General features: G+C 56.9%; 20 protein-coding genes and 1 rRNA gene. 2 read left to right on the top strand and 19 right to left on the bottom strand.

Going from position 1 to position 16,851, the window contains the following annotated elements:
- The 6 genes from IEX40_RS21385 to IEX40_RS21360 form a co-directional block, all read right to left on the bottom strand.
- A 16S ribosomal RNA gene (locus tag IEX40_RS21385) occupies positions 1–111 on the bottom strand; the annotation flags it as partial.
- A 527-nt stretch (positions 112–638) separates the two neighbouring features.
- Positions 639–1,241, bottom strand: a complete 603-nt coding sequence (locus IEX40_RS21380; protein WP_188752184.1) for a Yip1 family protein — start codon at positions 1,239–1,241, stop codon at positions 639–641.
- Positions 1,242–1,366: 125 nt separating this feature from the next.
- Positions 1,367–2,275 (bottom strand): heme o synthase, encoded by a 909-nt coding sequence (locus tag IEX40_RS21375; protein ID WP_188752182.1) that lies wholly within the window; start codon positions 2,273–2,275, stop codon positions 1,367–1,369.
- Positions 2,241–3,272 carry a COX15/CtaA family protein gene (locus IEX40_RS21370; RefSeq protein WP_188752180.1) on the bottom strand — a complete coding sequence of 344 codons (1,032 nt, stop codon included), beginning with the start codon at positions 3,270–3,272 and terminating at the stop codon, positions 2,241–2,243. Before IEX40_RS21370 ends, IEX40_RS21375 begins: the two co-directional genes overlap by 35 nt.
- 12 nt (positions 3,273–3,284) lie before the next feature.
- Positions 3,285–3,752: a redox-active disulfide-containing membrane protein gene (locus IEX40_RS21365; RefSeq protein ID WP_188752178.1), complete on the bottom strand. Its 468-nt coding sequence runs from the start codon at positions 3,750–3,752 to the stop codon at positions 3,285–3,287.
- Complete coding sequence (locus IEX40_RS21360) at positions 3,716–4,477, bottom strand: SURF1 family protein (protein ID WP_188752176.1); 762 nt, start codon at positions 4,475–4,477, stop codon at positions 3,716–3,718. The genes IEX40_RS21365 and IEX40_RS21360 overlap by 37 nt, the downstream gene beginning before the upstream one ends.
- A gap of 11 nt (positions 4,478–4,488) precedes the next feature.
- Between IEX40_RS21360 and IEX40_RS21355 the strand changes: the two genes are divergently transcribed.
- Positions 4,489–4,692 carry a DUF2909 family protein gene (locus tag IEX40_RS21355; protein ID WP_188752175.1) on the top strand — a complete coding sequence of 68 codons (204 nt, stop codon included), beginning with the start codon at positions 4,489–4,491 and terminating at the stop codon, positions 4,690–4,692.
- 3 nt (positions 4,693–4,695) lie between these two features.
- Here IEX40_RS21355 and IEX40_RS21350 read toward each other — a convergent pair whose 3' ends face one another.
- From IEX40_RS21350 to ilvC, 12 genes are all read right to left on the bottom strand, one after another.
- A complete protein-coding gene (locus IEX40_RS21350) occupies positions 4,696–5,583 on the bottom strand; it encodes a cytochrome c oxidase subunit 3 (RefSeq protein ID WP_188752173.1) in 888 nt (295 codons plus the stop codon).
- Entirely contained in the window at positions 5,580–6,152 is a 573-nt protein-coding gene (locus tag IEX40_RS21345; RefSeq protein WP_188752170.1) for a cytochrome c oxidase assembly protein, read from the bottom strand. The genes IEX40_RS21350 and IEX40_RS21345 overlap by 4 nt, the downstream gene beginning before the upstream one ends.
- A gap of 3 nt (positions 6,153–6,155) precedes the next feature.
- Positions 6,156–7,745 (bottom strand): cytochrome c oxidase subunit I, encoded by a 1,590-nt coding sequence (gene ctaD, locus IEX40_RS21340; protein ID WP_188752169.1) that lies wholly within the window; start codon positions 7,743–7,745, stop codon positions 6,156–6,158.
- The gene (gene coxB / locus IEX40_RS21335) at positions 7,742–8,890 is read right to left on the bottom strand and encodes a cytochrome c oxidase subunit II (protein ID WP_188752166.1); all 1,149 of its coding nucleotides are present in this window, start codon (positions 8,888–8,890) and stop codon (positions 7,742–7,744) included. Before coxB ends, ctaD begins: the two co-directional genes overlap by 4 nt.
- Positions 8,891–9,105: 215 nt before the next feature.
- On the bottom strand, positions 9,106–9,315 hold the full coding sequence (locus tag IEX40_RS21330; protein WP_188752164.1) for a DUF2970 domain-containing protein: 210 nt from the start codon (positions 9,313–9,315) through the stop codon (positions 9,106–9,108).
- A 57-nt stretch (positions 9,316–9,372) separates the two neighbouring features.
- Positions 9,373–9,621, bottom strand: a complete 249-nt coding sequence (locus IEX40_RS21325) for a DUF3144 domain-containing protein (RefSeq protein WP_188752162.1) — start codon at positions 9,619–9,621, stop codon at positions 9,373–9,375.
- Positions 9,622–9,637: 16 nt separating this feature from the next.
- Complete coding sequence (locus IEX40_RS21320) at positions 9,638–9,940, bottom strand: hypothetical protein (RefSeq protein ID WP_188752160.1); 303 nt, start codon at positions 9,938–9,940, stop codon at positions 9,638–9,640.
- 155 nt (positions 9,941–10,095) lie between these two features.
- On the bottom strand, positions 10,096–10,731 hold the full coding sequence (gene msrQ / locus IEX40_RS21315) for a protein-methionine-sulfoxide reductase heme-binding subunit MsrQ (protein ID WP_188752157.1): 636 nt from the start codon (positions 10,729–10,731) through the stop codon (positions 10,096–10,098).
- Positions 10,722–11,726: a protein-methionine-sulfoxide reductase catalytic subunit MsrP gene (gene msrP / locus IEX40_RS21310; protein ID WP_188752155.1), complete on the bottom strand. Its 1,005-nt coding sequence runs from the start codon at positions 11,724–11,726 to the stop codon at positions 10,722–10,724. The genes msrQ and msrP overlap by 10 nt, the downstream gene beginning before the upstream one ends.
- 189 nt (positions 11,727–11,915) lie before the next feature.
- Positions 11,916–12,677, bottom strand: a complete 762-nt coding sequence (gene pssA / locus IEX40_RS21305) for a CDP-diacylglycerol--serine O-phosphatidyltransferase (protein ID WP_188752153.1) — start codon at positions 12,675–12,677, stop codon at positions 11,916–11,918.
- Positions 12,678–12,751: 74 nt separating this feature from the next.
- Complete coding sequence (locus IEX40_RS21300) at positions 12,752–13,741, bottom strand: patatin-like phospholipase family protein (protein ID WP_188752151.1); 990 nt, start codon at positions 13,739–13,741, stop codon at positions 12,752–12,754.
- A 206-nt stretch (positions 13,742–13,947) separates the two neighbouring features.
- On the bottom strand, positions 13,948–14,964 hold the full coding sequence (ilvC, locus tag IEX40_RS21295) for a ketol-acid reductoisomerase (protein ID WP_188752149.1): 1,017 nt from the start codon (positions 14,962–14,964) through the stop codon (positions 13,948–13,950).
- 143 nt (positions 14,965–15,107) lie between these two features.
- Between ilvC and ilvY the strand changes: the two genes are divergently transcribed.
- Positions 15,108–15,983 carry an HTH-type transcriptional activator IlvY gene (ilvY, locus tag IEX40_RS21290; RefSeq protein WP_188752147.1) on the top strand — a complete coding sequence of 292 codons (876 nt, stop codon included), beginning with the start codon at positions 15,108–15,110 and terminating at the stop codon, positions 15,981–15,983.
- A gap of 372 nt (positions 15,984–16,355) precedes the next feature.
- Here the strand turns inward: ilvY and ilvN are convergent, their stop codons facing one another.
- On the bottom strand, positions 16,356–16,850 hold the full coding sequence (gene ilvN / locus IEX40_RS21285) for an acetolactate synthase small subunit (RefSeq protein WP_188752145.1): 495 nt from the start codon (positions 16,848–16,850) through the stop codon (positions 16,356–16,358).
- Position 16,851 lies beyond the last annotated feature (1 nt).

Below are 16,851 nucleotides of genomic sequence, written 5' to 3'. Positions count from 1 at the left end.
TACTCACCCGTCCGCCGCTCTCAATCACCCGAAGGTGATCTACCGCTCGACTTGCATGTGTTAGGCCTGCCGCCAGCGTTCAATCTGAGCCATGATCAAACTCTTCAGTTTAAAATCAGTTGAACTTCAGGAAGCAAGCTTCCCTTCGTTCGCTCAAGGTATAAACAACGCTAAATGAATTCACATATAGGTTGCTTGTCTTGAGATTTAAGCTTTGTGTGCTTAGATCCCGACAAGCGCCCACACGAATTACCTGATCGACTTGTTAAAGAGCGTGCTGAGCGACTTGTTTACTACCGAATCCGTCGTCTCAAGCGAGGCGCATATCTTACCGCCTCAGCGTTCGGTGTCAAGCGTTTATTTTCGCTTTTTCACCGCGACCTCTTCGTATCAAATTCAAAAAATACACAATGAATTCAACATCTTGGAGACCGCCTCACTTGACCCCGATCAACCTCTGAAGGCGTTCAGCTCAAGCGAGGAGGCGCATTCTACAGACCTCCCCAAGGGAGTCAACAGGGCACTGTAAAAAATTTTCAAAATGTATCGACAGATCTGCGCTGGGCTTAGTTTCAGGTTAATCAAACCTAAAGGGGGAAGCACAGCTCCCCCTCCTTCATCTGCTTTAAGTTTCGGAATTAGCCTACGTAGCTAAGTGGGACGAAGGTCCCCCAAAGAATGGCCGTAGCAGCAAGCAAACCAACCAGCACGACTAACCCCACCGTCAGAATCGAGGTTGAGAAAAAGAAGGCTCTATCTTCCGGAATCTGCATAATCTCCGGCACGCCGCTGTATAGCAGGTAGATTGAGTAGGACAATGCAATCAATCCCACGATCACGTTGAACCACAACATCGGGTAGAGACCTGCCAAGCCAGCAAGAAACAGCGGAGTGGCAGTAAAGGTAACCAATACCATACACTCGTCGAAGCTGACGTTACCTCCGTACGTCTTCTCCATCCAGTGCACGGCATAGGCAATAAAGCCGACCGCGACCCACATCGCGATATAGAAAGCGATCGCTGCGGGTAAAGCACTGGAGATACTTAGCGTCACGTAATCGGAGCCGGTCAAACTCCATCCGACCTGGGTAGTGCCGATAAACAGTGCTACAGCCGGTATGGCCGCTAATATGCTGATTTGGCTCAGGAACACATGGGTAGTCGAGTAATGCTCATTGCGTATGGCATTCCACTCTTTTTTAGGGTGATACAACACCCCCATCATGTGCTGTAGGAACATATCTCTAACCTCCTGTCGGGCAGCTATAGTTATTTTCCCGCCCGCACTTTGCAGATTGGTCTTGCATGGTCTTTGCTTCCTTTCACCCTTTTCCGTACTCGCATCTCATCCTGATCAGCGATCTTTTACAACGAAGTTAGCCAGTAATGGTCAACAAGAAGTATGGCAAACAACCCCATGATGTACAGGATCGAAAAACGGAACATGCGCATAGGGTCAGCTGCATCTCGACAGCGATACAGGCGCCAGGCCCACTGTAAAAAACGCATATCGAGTATCAACACACCGACCAGGTAGATCACCCCACTTAGACCGACAAACCAGGGCAGTAACGTCAGTAGTACGGTCAGCACTGTGTAGAGCAGTATCTGCAGCCGAGTAAATCGCTCACCGTGCGTATTGGGCAGCATCGGGATACCTGCACGGGCGTAATCATCTTTTCGAGCGATACATAAAGCCCAGAAGTGAGGCGGCGTCCAAGCAAAGATAATCAACATCAGCAGCAGGCCATCCGCCGTCACCTGCCCGGTCACAGCGACCCACCCCAAAAGCGGCGGCGCAGCACCAGCCACACCACCAATCACTATGTTTTGCGGTGTTGCGCGCTTGAGAAAGGCGGTATAAACGAACGCATAGCCGATCAAGGATGCCAACGTTAGCCACGCGGTCAAAGGGTTAACGAGGACAGCCAGCAACGCGATCCCGACTACGCCGATACAGGCTGCAAAAATAACCGCCTGTAACTGGCTAATTCGCCCCTGAGGCAAGGGGCGGCGAGCCGTACGCGCCATACGTGCGTCGATACTCTGGTCCAGCACGTGATTCACAGCGGCAGCCGAGGCAGCTGCAAGCCCCACCCCTAAATTGGTTACCAGCAGCAAGCCTAGAGGGGGGAGCTCCGGCGTCGCGAGGCACATGCCCACGATAAGAGTAAGCAGCATGACTGCGACAACTCTAAGCTTGCACAGGGCAAGATAGTCTCGCCAGCCAGGACGTACCTCAACTCGCGATTTGACCAGTGGATAGGTTGCCATGAATCACCTCCATCTGTTGCACACGGGACCGCTCATACAGCCCAAGGACAGCCAGTAACAGCGCGACCGCCCCGGCATGGTGGGCCACCGCCAATACCAGCGGCAGCTGCCAGATCACATTCAGCACTCCCAGCAGTATCTGCAAACCTGCCACTCCCCAGCACAAGCCTAGCCAGGGCAAAACTGACTCTCTTTGCCTTAATCGCCAACTGGCCAGAGCCAGTGCCGATAACAGCAGCAGGGCACCCGCGCGATGGGTCATCTGGATCGCGGCCCGGGCCGGCGGCGGCAACAACCCACCCTCATAGTTTGGCCCCAGCGGCAGCACAGGATTCAAACCCTCGCGAAAATCATACTCAACCGGCTGTTCGCCCTGACAACTGAGCCAATGATCGCACGCCCAGCCAGCGTAGTTACTGCTGGTCCACCCCCCCAAAGCGATCTGAAAGAACAGCACCGCCAGCAACAAGACAACACTCGGCTCAACGCCCCCCGTCTCCCTGTGCAACGACCTGGTGTTCTGTCTGTAAAGCGCCTGGCGCAGCCGGGCCAGCAGTGCCAGCGTGGTCAAACCGCCAAGCAGATGCAGCGTCACCACCCAGGGCACCAATTTCAGGGTCACGGTCCACATGCCAAAAACTCCCTGTACGATCACCAGCACCAACAGCACCAATGACAGCCGCACCGGGTAACCGACCACCGCTCTCTGCCTCCAAGCCATTAACGCCTGCAGCAGCAGCAACAAACCCAATGTTGACGCGGCATAACGGTGGATCATCTCCAGCCAGCCCTTATGAAGATCCACCTGATGGTCGGGAAAATGCTCGCCTATCTGCTCCGCCACCCTATCTTGCGGAGGCAGGACGAAATGGCCATAGCAGGTGGGCCAATCCGGGCATCCAAGCCCCGCATCGTTCAAGCGCGTCCAACCGCCAAGCAGGACTACAACCAGCGCCAGCGCTAGCGCTACATTGACCAGACGCCAACTCCAGACCATCAGCCCACTCCTCTAGCCAAGCTTCGACACCTTGAGCAACCGCTTGAGATCCTCCAGCAGGGGTTCGCCGAGCTGCTCCTGCGTATAACGCAAAACCAGATTGCCATTCGGATCGACCACCCAGATACCGCTTTCCAGCAGCGTCGTTGACTGCAGATGCTCTACTCGCACCCGGTCAGCATCTCGTCCCAAGGCATCATGCACCGACCGCAAGCTCTGCAGTTGTTGATCGCAAGCGACGTCGCAATCGCCATCGTGCCGGAAAACGAGTGTCCAGTGGCCGGTGAACAGCTCAGCGCTACCACCCCACTGGGAGAGGGTTTGTACCGGCACCAGCAACTCACCCCGATTAACCTGACCGCTAGTGACCGGTAATTGAAACTGATAGGCGATGCCGGCTCCCAGCATCGGCAGCAGCGCGATCAGCCAGATCAGCCAAAGGGTCAACCGGCTTTTCGAGGTTGTTTGTGTGCCTTCCATTCCAACACTCCCACGATAAGGACCAGTGTTAATGCCAGTGCGAACCATTGAACCGCGTAACCCAGATGCCGCTCGGGAGCCATCGTGGCCGAGCCAGGCAGTCTCGGCACCATATCGCGCTGCGCCGGACGTTTCAGCCATAGCACCCAGGGCTCCAACTGCAACTGCCACTGCTCACCTGCCTGTTGCGTATCCAAACGTTGCAGTCTCCAGTCAGCGGATAGCTGCCGCTCACTCAGGGTATAGGTTGCGACCGGGCGGCCGATTACACCTTCCAGCTGAGCAATGGTTGGTCGCGCGACACCCGGCTTCAGTTCCCGCCGCTCGGGTGCCTCAATCCAGCCTAAATTGACCAATAATGCCTGCCCGGTGATCAGTCTAGCCGGTAGCAACACCTCGTAACCGACACGCCCCTCATGAGTGCGGTTATCCAAAAAAAGCGGCTCTTCAGGGATCCACTCACCCGTCAGCCTGACCGGTACCCATTGACGCCCCGCCAGTGCGTACTCGAGCTCTGCCTGCGTCGGGTTGTTCAACGCAGCGCCTTGCTGCTCGGTTAGCCATTGCCGCTTCTGTTCAGCACGCTCCAACTGCCAGACACCGAGCGCGCACAGCAACGTGAGCATCAGCAGCCAAAGCGGATAAAGCCAGACTCTTGCCCCAAAGCGCTTGCCCATCCCATTTTCAACATCTTTACTGAACAGGTCTGTTTTCGAAATTGGCACGGAATGACACCATGTTTCGCCTTATTGCTCTGGCTATCTTCGCGTTTGTAGTCGTCGCCCTGTTCAGCAGCCTCTGGTTCATGATGCGTGACCGCGGCAGCACCCACCGTATGGCCAACACCCTGATGCTGCGGGTCGTGCTCAGTGCAGTCCTGCTGCTACTGCTGGTGTTCGGCATTCTGAGCGGCCACCTGCAGATGCACACCTTTGGCTAGCACTCACAGCACGTACACAAACAGGAACAGACCAATCCAGACCACATCAACAAAATGCCAATACCAAGACACAGCCTCGAAGCCAAAGTGGTTAGTGGGGTCGAAGTGCCCCTTCAGCACGCGCAGGAAGATTACGATCAACATGAAAGTACCCAGCGTCACGTGGGCACCGTGAAATCCGGTCAATATAAAGAAGGTCGCACCATAGACACCGGCATTCAGCGTCAGGCCCAGATCGTTATAGGCATGGACATATTCATAGATCTGAAAGCCCAGGAAGGTCAGCCCCAGAAGCACGGTAACGCCTAACCAGCGTGCAACGGCAGTACGATGATCACGAAGCAGCGCATGATGAGCCAGGGTCACCGTAAAGCTCGACGTAACCAGCAATACCGTATTCAACAAGGGTATATGCCAGGGATCGACCAGCTCCTGCGGACCTGGAAAACGCTCACTGTCGGGCGGATTCATCAACGGCCACTCTGCGGTAAAACCGGGCCAGAGCATCTGACTTGCTCCTTTATCGCCCTCCCCGCCTAACCAGGGTACAGCCAGGGTGCGCACATAGAATAGAGCCCCAAAGAACGCGGCAAAGAACATCACTTCAGAAAAGATGAACCAGCTCATGCCCCAGCGAAACGATCTATCCATCTGGTCGCTGTAGAGGCCGGCATGACTCTCTTGAATCACATTCGCGAACCACCCAACCAGAATCAGACTGAGCAGCAGCGCTCCACCGAGCACCATCAGCAGGCCCGGCCCCGCACCGCTCTTGGCAGTCAGGCCATTGACCAGTGTCGCCGCACCGAAGGCAAGCAGAAACAACGCCACCGATGCCAGAATCGGCCAGCGACTCTGTGCCGGCACATAGTAGGATGCATGCGCGCTCATATCGGTGAACCTCCCTCTTGGGCATCGTTCTCTGCGGTACCGGTCTTATCCGGCGATATATCGAACAGGGTGTAAGAGAGCGTAATCGTGTGGATCGATTCAGGCAGATCGGTGTCGATCATGAACATCAAGGGCATGTCGATCGCGTCACCGCCCTCCAGGGCCTGTGAGTCGAAGCAAAAGCAGTTGATCTTGTGCAGGTACTGCGCGGCCTCACCCGGGGAAACAGAGGGGATCGCCTGCGCCACCATCCGCCTTGTGGTCGGATTGCTTGCACGGTACGCAGTTTGTTTCATCTCGCCAGGATTGACCCGTAACAGAGACTCGGTCGGGCCAAAAAGCCAAGGCATCCCCTCATTGTTAATCGCGATCAACCGCACTTTGACTGAGCGAGCTGTATCTACCGCCATCGCATCAACCGGCCCCGTAGCCGTTATACGACCATTGAGCCCGGTGACTTTGCAGAACACGTCATACAGCGGGACCAATGCGAAGCCGAAGCCAAACATCAGCACCGAGGCCATCAGCAGGCGGATAATCAGCCGGCGGTTAGCTTTGGCAGCATCCATGGTTCACTCCACTCGCGGAGGTGTGGTGTGGGTATGGTAGGGCGCAGGTGACGGCACCTCCCACTCCAATCCATGCGCCCCTTCCCATACTTGCGCCGACACAGTTTCTCTGCTGCGTATGCAGTGGATCACATTCCAGACGAACAGCAGTTGGGAGAAGCCGAAGATGAATGCGCCGACCGTTGCCACCATATTGAAATCGGCGAACTGCAGCGCGTAGTCGGGAATACGTCTTGGCATACCCGCCAGACCCAGAAAGTGCATCGGGAAAAAGGTGATGTTGACGCCGATAAAGCTGCACCAGAAATGGAGCTTACCCATCCCTTCGTTCAGCGCATGTCCGGTCCACTTCGGTAGCCAGTAATAGACTCCGGCCATGATCGAGAAGATCGCACCGGGCACCAGCACATAGTGGAAATGCGCCACCACGAAGTAGGTATCGTGATACTGGAAATCTACCGGTGCGATCGCCAGCATCAGCCCCGAAAAGCCGCCGATGGTGAACAGCACGACAAAGGCAATGGCGAACAGCATCGGTGTTTCAAAGGTCAACGAGCCGCGATACATCGTCGCCACCCAGTTGAACACCTTCACGCCGGTCGGCACCGCAATCAGCATGGTGGCAAACATGAAGAAGAGCTCACCGACCAGCGGCAAGCCCACGGTGAACATGTGGTGCGCCCAGACCAGAAACGAGAGGATCGCGATTGAGGCCGTGGCATAGACCATCGATGCATAACCAAAGAGCTTTTTGCGCGAGAAGGTGGGAAGGATCTGACTGACGATACCGAACGCCGGCAGGATCATGATGTACACCTCGGGGTGACCGAAGAACCAGAACACATGCTGGAAGAGAACCGGATCGCCACCACCTGCGGCATTGAAGAAACTGGTACCGAAGTGGATATCCATCAGCATCATGGTGACGACACCGGCGAGCACCGGCATCACCGCGATCAACAGAAACGCGGTGATCAGCCAGGTCCAGACAAACAGCGGCAGTTTCATCATCGTCATTCCGGGCGCACGCAGGTTGAGGATGGTCGCGATGATGTTGATTGCGCCCATGATCGAGCTGGCACCCATGATATGAATGGCGAAGATGAAGTAGGTCACGCTGGGTGGCGCGTAAGTGGTGGATAGCGGCGCGTAAAAGGTCCAACCGAAATTGGGTGCACCGCCATCCATGAACAACGTCGAAACCAGAATCGCAAAGGCAAAAGGCAGAATCCAGAAACTCCAGTTATTCATCCTCGGCAACGCCATATCCGGCGCTCCGATCATCAACGGCACCATCCAGTTGGCCAGCCCGACAAAGGCCGGCATCACCGCCCCGAACACCATGATCAGACCGTGCATTGTGGTCAACTGATTGAAGAATCCGGGCTCAACCAGCTGCAAGCCCGGCTGGAACAACTCACTGCGGATCAGCAGCGCCATCACACCACCGATGAGAAACATCAGCAGGCTGAACCAGAGATAGAGCGTGCCTATATCCTTGTGGTTGGTGGTAAAGAGCCAGCGCCCGATACCACTGGCCGGACCGTGGTGCTCCTCATGAACACCGGGTGCTGCGGTATCCATCGTACTCATTGCGCGCCCTCCCCTGCCGTATCTGCGTTACCTGCCAATATTCCCGCGATCTGACTGGGCGATACCGCCTCACCCGTGCTATTGCCCCAGGCATTGCGTTCATAGGTGATGACCGCAGCCAGCTCGGTAGCACTGAGCTGATCACGGAACGCCTGCATCGCAGTTGCCGGACTACCGTTCAATACGATGTCGATATGGGTGCCGACATCACCCAGCGCGACGGGACTGCCCTTCAGGGCCGGGAAGGCCGGCGGGATACCGGTGCCAGTGGGTTGATGACAGGCGGCACAAGCACGCAGATAGACCTGCTCGCCCTGGGTCATCAACTCATCCAGCGTCCAGCTTTTCTCAGCCGCGGCCACTTCCGCCTGCTTCTCGGCTTTGACCTCGGCGAGCCACTGCTGGAACTGCTCGGGGGGAACGGCCTCCACCACGATCGGCATGAAACCGTGGTCCTTGCCGCACAGCTCAGCGCACTGGCCGCGGTAGATACCGGGCTCATCGATCCGGGTCCATGCCTCGTTGATAAAGCCCGGCACCGCATCCTTCTTCACCGCCAGCGCCGGCACCCACCAGCTGTGGATAACATCATTGGCGGTCAGCAGCAGGCGGATTTTGGTGTCGGTGGGCAGCACCAGGTGACGATCCACCTCGAGCAGGTAGTGCTCGCCCTTGGCCTGCTCGTTGCCGATCTGCTCTTGCGGAGTGGTGAGGTTACTGAAGAAGTCGAGATCCTGGTCCAGATAGGTGTAACGCCACTTCCACTGGTAGCCGGTGATCTGAACATCCAGATCCGCCTCGCTCGGGTCGTACATCTTGACCAGGGTGGCCGTGGCCGGCACCGCCATGGCTATGAGGATACCCAGTGGCACTATCGTCCAGGCCACCTCGACCAGCGTGTGTTCGTGAAAATGGTGAGCTTCGGCGCCACGGGATTTGCGGTGGTGGAAGATCGACCAAAACATGACGCCAAACACGACGACACCGATCGCCACACAGATCCAGAAGATGGTCATGTGCAGGTCATATACCGAGCGGCTCACCTCCGTGACGCCCGGAGACAGGTTTAACGCCCACTCAGCATGCGCCGACAGCGACAGCAGAGTGAGCGATAGACCGAATATTATTGTTCTTATCGTTCCCATCACCAGGCCTCCATAAGCGGGTCTGCCCAGGTTCCATCCTGACCCGTTCGGGCAGGTCCGGACCCCTGTGAAAGCGGGGAGTCACAGGCCGGCAGATCCGTCTTTGGCTACTCATCTGCCGGGTGACTTCATAGCGGAGTATAGCAGGCGTTGGAAAAGTGCAAGGAAGATACGCGATAAAGTGGGGATCGTCGGGTTATATCAATAAACGGGTATCAGGCGCCTGTAATACTCAGCGCCCAACGAACGAGAACAATCACGAAAATCACGAAAACTACCGCCATCACGACGCCAATTACGACGAAGTGAAGCGCCCGTCCCTCCTTGAAGTCTCGCTCCCTCGCCGACTCGGAACGGACACCGAAAAAACCGGCCAGCACTCCTAGCAGAGTGCGCCAGCAGCGCTGTATGACATCGGTATGCATAGGGCTCACCTCCATCTACAGATATAGGTCAGATGAGCCGCATTTGCGAAAATGAGATTAAAAACTGCCCTCGCGTTTCATCTCCCGGATAGCCTCTTCCAGCATCTGACGATACTGACTGGTCAGGAAGCCAACCGCTTTGGCCAGATCCTGCTCTTCGCCCTGATCCAGTACATGAAAAGCGTTAAAGCGGGCCGCTGCATGCATGATGGCGGCACTGAGCATCGGCTGCGCCCACTCGTCGAGCATCTCATTAGCCAGGTTGACAAACTCGTCGGACACCTCAAAAAAATCGGCTTCCAGCATCGTGCTACTCCTCGCGTTACTCAACCATGTCGCCGCAGAGATACTCGTCAATCTCGCGCATGATGTAGTGGTTTGCACCGATATTACGGGCCAGTGCGACGCCCTCGGATGGACTGAAACCGTTCAGGTCGAACGATAGCGAACCGGTAGGCTGATTATCGTAGAACAGGCTCAACTGCAGGCGGATACTGTGATGGAGTTCGGTCGCCAGGCGCAACCGAGCCACGACACGTAGATGCGCATCGATCGCATTGATAAAACTGAGACCCGCCGCCTTGTGTGCAAGGCCGGCATCGCCACGCTCCCGCGTACCGGACATATCCCCTCCAGATCTGACCCATCCGTAAGGGGATACTGCAGGTAGAGTGCCAATCACTCAGCCACGTCCTGACACCCAAGTGATTGAAATTAATGGATTGATATAAAGCGCACATCGACAGACGCAAGCGGGTTTGTCGGCTTTCTGTCAAAAAATCAGTGCTGTTGTAGGACCCGCTGCCGGCGTTTGACTCTATACCCCACCCGGTAACCCAGCAGCACAAGCAGAATTAGCGCATAGAACATTACCTGCCCGTAACCGGCACGGATCAGCCAGGCAAAGTGGATCATCGCCAGAATCGAGATCGGATAGACCAGATAGTGCAGTTGCTGCCAATGCCGCCCAAGACGCTTTACCCAGCCGCGTGTCGAGGTAATACCGAGCGCGACCAGCCCCGACCAGGCAATAAAGCCAACGATGATATAGGGGCGTTCCGATAGTTCACGCGCAATAAGCTCGGGTCGCCAGCCGAGAATAAAGGTCGCAAAGGCAAGTAGGTGCAGACTGGCGTAAAACAGCGTATAGAGGCCGTACATCCTGCGATAGCGCTGCATCCAAAGCCAGCCGAACAGGCGCCGACAGGGGGTGACGGAGAGCGTAATCAGCAGATACCTCAGCGTCCAAAGACCCAGGAAGGTCACGATGGTCTGCGCAGGATCCGCGCCCAGATCCTGGCTGACCGCTTTGTGGACGATCCATACCAAAGGCAAAAGCGGCAACAGAAACAGCAACCACCAGAACGCCCGGCGACCTCCCTTCGAGCGATGAATTTCCGCGATACTCAGAACCATTTGCGCAGATCCATCCCGCTGTACAGATGCGCCACCTGGTCAGCGTAGCCGTTGAACTTGCGGGTATCGATGATATTGGGACTGAACAGCGACGATGGCAGACGGCGTTCGGTGGCCTGACTCCAGCGCGGGTGGTCCACCTCCGGGTTCACATTGGCATAGAAGCCATATTCGCGGGGCGCGGTCTGGTTCCAGGTAACCTCTGGCATCTGCTCGGTAAAGCGGATTCGCACGATCGACTTAATACTTTTAAAGCCGTATTTCCACGGCACCACCAGACGCAACGGGGCGCCATTTTGTGGCGGCAGCGCGTCACCATAGACCCCCACCGCAAGAATTGTCAGCGGATGCATCGCCTCATCCATTCGCAGCCCCTCCACATAGGGCCAGTCGAGGGTACTGAAGAAGCTGCGCTGACCCGGCATCTGGGATGGATCATGCAGAGTGGTGAACTCCACATACTTGGCATTCCCGGTGGGTTCAAAGCGTTTGATCAGATCGGCCAAGGAAAAACCGATCCAGGGGATCACCATTGACCAGGCCTCTACGCAGCGCAGGCGGTAGACCCTCTCCTCCAGTGCATGAGGTTTCAACAGGTCTTCAAGGGTATAGGTGCCTGGCTTGGCCACTTCACCGCTGATCTCCACCTTCCATGGATCGGTATTGAGCCCCTGCGCCTTCGCTTTCGGGTCCTCTTTACCCAGGCCGAACTCATAGAAGTTGTTGTGACCGATGACGTGGCCATAAGGGGTTAACGACTCGCCCGCTATGGGCGCGCCGACTTTGGCCGCACGCAATTGCGACTGCAGCCAGCCGGGACCGGGGTAGCGTTTCTCATCCCTCCCCAACGAGTAACGGTCAAGCGCCAGTGCTGGCCGCGCTGCCATCAGAGCACCGCCGGCCAGCAACGCTTTTATGAATTGCCGGCGCTGTCGATATACCGACTCCGGCGTAATCTCACTGGATGCAATATCGGGCGCTTGCTTGATCAACATGCTGAATTCTCCTGGGCTTCTATCCATTGGACCCGCATTTGCGAAGGCGTTCCGTTAAAGGTGTTGCGTAGTTGAGTCGACTGAAGCGTCGAAAACTTACACCGACGGCAGGAGTTTTCTTCAGCTCCGGATGGTACAAACGCAACAGGGGGCGCCGTAGCGCCCCCTGTCTTCGATCCACCCATCCCCTCAGTGAGGGCGCCGCCGCCATAGCCACAATAGCGGCCCGGAGAGCGCGTAGGCCAGAAACAGCAGCCACAGGAAGAGCGCGGGATTGGTCGCGATTATTGCGACCACAAGCACGATCAACGCCAGCTTGAGGAACTGGATCCTCCCCTTGAAATCCACATCCTTGAAACTGTAGTACAGCACATTACTGACCATCAGCACGCCGGCCAGCACCACATATGCCGCGAACGGATAGGCAAACCCGCTCGGATCGATCTCGTTGGAGCTGCAGAACCAGATCAGTCCTGCCACAGCGGCCGCCGCTGCCGGGCTCGGCAAGCCCATGAAATAGCGTTTATCGAGAGAGCCTATCTGCGTGTTGAATCGCGCCAGGCGCAAAGCACCGCCAGCACAATAGATAAATGCGGCCAGCCAGCCGAGCTTGCCGATATCCTCCAGCACCCAGGTAAAAGAGACCAATGCCGGCGCCACACCGAAAGAGACCATATCGGACAGGGAATCGAACTCCGCACCGAACTTGCTCTGGGTGTTGGTCATACGTGCAACACGCCCATCCAAACCGTCAAAAATCATGGCCAGGAAGATCGCCACCGCAGCCGCTTCGAAGCGTCCGCTCATACCCGCGATCACCGCATAAAAACCCGCGAACAGCGCGCCCGTGGTGAACAGGTTGGGCAACAGGTAGATACCGCGTGGCCGACGCGTCTCCTGGTCCGACGCCTTTTCACTATCCTGATGCTGCGGATCACTCTGATCAGTCATATCGGTCTGTCTCTCCATAGGCGGTAAGTCGCCGATATTCTACGCTACGCCCGCGCCGACGCCCACCCGCTCCGTCACAGGAAATAGCGTTGCAGTACACAACTGGTACGCACGCCGAGCTTGGCACGGTGCAGGCCGATGAAACGCTCGGCACGCTCCCGTCCGCGTTCACGCAACTGATTGAGGAAAGTCTTACTGGTGTCCAGCTTGGTAGAACGATGCAACGCGGCCAGCGTCTCATCCGGCCCGATCAGGTGGAAGCGCAGATGGCGGAAGCGACGCGCCAGCGACCCCAGCAGCCAGGGGCGCCGGCGCATCTTGTTCTGCATCAGTACGATCGCGCGCATCTCGCGCATGAAGGTGGTCAGAAAACCCAGCTCAGCCACGCGATCGGCAATCGCCTGGGTCGTGGTCGGCACGCCGGTACGCTCAAGAGGCTGCAATAGCACCATCAGCAGGTCCCGCTGCCTCCCCTCCATCACCAGCGGATAGAGCACAGGGTTACCGGCAAAACCACCATCCCAGTAATAGCGACCATCCACCTCAACCGCCTGATGCAAGTTCGGCAGACAGGCCGAGGCCAGCAGATGCTCTACACGCAGCTCAGGTTCACGGAACAGTCGCAAGCGACCGGTTTCGATCTCGGTCGCGGCGATAAAGAGCTTGAACGGGCAGTCACGATTCAGCGCTTCGAAGTCGACCTGCTGCTCCAGCGTGTCGCGCAACGGATTGATATCGAAGGGATTTAGATCATAAGGGGATAGATGCGTGCTCAGATTCTGCCATAGCAGTCCTACCGAGCCAGCCAGCCCCGTCGATGCAACCTCCTCCGGCAGCATCAATTGGGTCCAGAACGCTGCCAGTTGCTCTTTCGCACCGACAGGCCCACCCTTGCGCCAGCCCTCGGCCAGCATCAGCGCGTTCATGGCACCGGCGCTGGTGCCACTGACCCCCTCAATGGCGAACCAGGGCTCCTCCAGCAAGCGGTCCAGCACCCCCCAGGTAAAGGCTCCATGAGCCCCACCGCCCTGCAGGGCCAGATTGATCACGATCCGATTGGTCACGGTACACCTCCGATTTTGTGCACTGCACAAAACAGTGTGACAGTTTGACCAGCCAGTCAAATGAAAGAATTATGATCAGCGTGGCAAGCTCAGCGCCGTTCCAGGGCCACCCAGGCTCCTGCGCTGCCCTGCGCCCGCCAGATAGCGTAGATCCTGTAGCAATAAAAAACCCGGCCGAGGCCGGGTTTCTTTGCTTGATCGAAAGATCAGTTCTTCTCTTTGTCGACCAGCTTGTTAGCAGAGATCCACGGCATCATCGCACGCAGTTTCTCACCAACCTGCTCGATACCGTGCGCCGCATTGTTGCGACGGTAGGCCGTCATGGACGGGTAGTTGGTAGCGCCTTCACTGATGAACATCTTGGCATATTCACCATTCTGGATACGCTTCAGTGCGTTGCGCATAGCGGCACGGGATTCGTCGTTGATCACTTCCGGACCGGTCACGTACTCACCATACTCCGCGTTGTTGGAGATGGAGTAGTTCATGTTGGCGATACCGCCTTCGTACATCAGGTCGACGATCAGTTTCAGCTCGTGCAGACACTCGAAGTAAGCCATCTCCGGCGCGTAACCCGCTTCGACCAGAGTCTCGAAACCGGCTTTAACCAGCTCGACACAGCCACCACACAGAACAGCCTGCTCACCGAACAGGTCGGTTTCGGTCTCATCCTTGAAGGTAGTTTCGATGATACCGGTACGACCGCCACCCACGCCGGAAGCGTAGGACAGTGCAACATTTTTGGCGTTGCCGGACGCGTCCTGGAAGATCGCGATCAGGTCAGGGATACCGCCGCCCTTGACGAACTCGGAGCGTACAGTGTGACCCGGCGCCTTCGGTGCGATCATGATGACGTCCAGATCCTTGCGCGGCACGACCTGGTTGTAGTGGATGGAGAAACCGTGAGCAAACGCCAGGGTAGCGCCCTGCTTGATGTTCGGCTCGATCTCGTCCTTGTACAGCTTGCCCTGGAACTCGTCCGGAGTCAGGATCATAACCAGGTCGGCAGAGGCAACAGCATCAGCCACGTCAGCCACTTTCAGGCCGTGTGCTTCAGCCTTGGCGCGGGTAGAAGAACCTGCACGCAGACCGACGGTAACGTCAACGCCGGAGTCCTTCAGGTTGCAGGCATGGGCGTGACCCTGTGAGCCGTAACCGATGATGGAAACTTTCTTGCCCTGGATGATCGACAGGTCGCAATCTTTATCGTAATAAACTTGCATTTGAGCTCTCCGCTTGGATCTCAACAGCGTTCATGGAATAGGTGACGCGCACGCCCTAGCGTGCGATGGGTGAACCTTAGGCTATCCGAAGCATTGCGTAAAATGATATATATGCAACGCAGTGTGCTAATATTTAAAACATTATGGATACCAAGCCTTTACGCCTGTTTCTCGCCCTGGCCGACAGCCTGCACTTCGGCCGTGCCGCCGAAAGCTGCCATGTCAGCCCATCCACCCTGAGCCGCTCGATCAAGCTGCTGGAGGAGGAGCTTGGGGTCGAACTGTTCGAGCGCGATAACCGTAGCGTCGAGTTAACCCGGGAGGGTGAGCGCTTCCAGGCCTACGCCCGCGACACACTGACCCAGTGGGACCTGATCCGTAACTCGCTGCTCGAGGATGCCAAGGAGCTGCACGGCGAAATCAGCGTGTACTGTTCGGTCACCGCCAGTTACAGCTTTCTTTACCAGATACTGCGCAAGTTTCGTCGCCGCTACCCCCGTGTCGAGATCAAACTGCACACTGGAGATCCGGAGCACGCCATCGGTCATGTTCTCTCCGGCAGCGAGGAGATCTCCATCGCGGCACGCCCGGACACGTTAAACAAGGGTCTGGCCTTCCGTTCCATCGGTATCACTCCGCTGCTGTTTATCGCCCCGCTCGAGCCGCAGGAGCAGATTCCGCACAGCCTGCCGTTCAGCCGCCAGCAGTGGCAGGAAATTCCGCTGATTCTGTCGGAAAGTGGCGTGGCGCGAAACCGGGTCAATCAGTGGTTCAGCGAACGCGGGATCAAGCCCCGCATCTATGCCCAGGTAGCAGGTAACGAGGCGATCGTCAGCATGGTCAGCCTGGGCTTCGGTATTGGCGTCGTGCCGCGCATCGTGCTCGATAACAGCCCACTGGCCGACAAAGTGCGGATTCTGGAGGTCAAGCCGGAGCTGGAGCCCTATGAGATAGGCCTGTTCGCGCTGGAGAAGAAACTGCGCAGCCCACTGATCAACGCCTTCTGGTCCCTACCTTGAAGGTTGCTTGCCATAAGGCAGACGACAACCGGCGTCAGAAAAAGGGCCGCCGGCCTTGACCCAACCTTCGCCCGGCGGGTACTGCAAACAGATGCGATACTGGTCGATGCGACTCTCCCAGAGATACCAAGGCGCAGGGGCGGCAAAGGTCCGCACCGCCCAGATCGTCAACAGACAGGCAAGAATAGCGAGTGCTAACCGCATATACACCTTATCGACTCCGCTTCAGTTGCTCTACGTTTACTAGACTGCAAACCTTGGGCGCAGGTTCCCACCACGGACGTCCAGAGCCGTCATAGATGAGATTTCCGCCGGTCGGAAAATAAAAAAGCCGCCCTAAGGCGGCTTGATTCACACTGCGCATACCGGCGATTACAGGCTAAGCACCTTCTCACCGCGCGCAATACCGGAAACACCGGAGCGCACCACCTCCATGATGCTGGTGGTATTGCCCAGCGAGGCGATAAACGCATCCAGCTTATCGGATGCACCGATCAACTGTACGGTATAGGTGTTCGGCGTCACATCGATGATCTGGCCGCGGAAGATATCGCAGGTACGCTTAATCTCCGCCCGCATCTGACCGTTGGCCTTGAGCTTGATCATCATCAGCTCACGCTCGATATGATCACCCTCGGTCAGATCGACCACCTTGACCACATCGATCAGCTTGTTCAGCTGCTTGGTGATCTGCTCCACCACCCGGTCATCGCCGATCGTGGTCACGGTCAGGCGCGACAGCGTCGAATCTTCGGTCGGCGCCACAGTCAGCGACTCGATGTTGTAGTTACGCTGGGAGAACAGACCCACAACCCGCGACAGCGCACCCGGTTCGTTTTCCATCAGAACTGAAATGATATGGCGCATG

The organism is Marinobacterium zhoushanense (assembly GCF_014641945.1).
GTDB lineage: Bacteria > Pseudomonadota > Gammaproteobacteria > Pseudomonadales > Balneatricaceae > Marinobacterium_D > Marinobacterium_D zhoushanense.
This window is presented reverse-complemented; position numbering and strand designations above follow the sequence as displayed.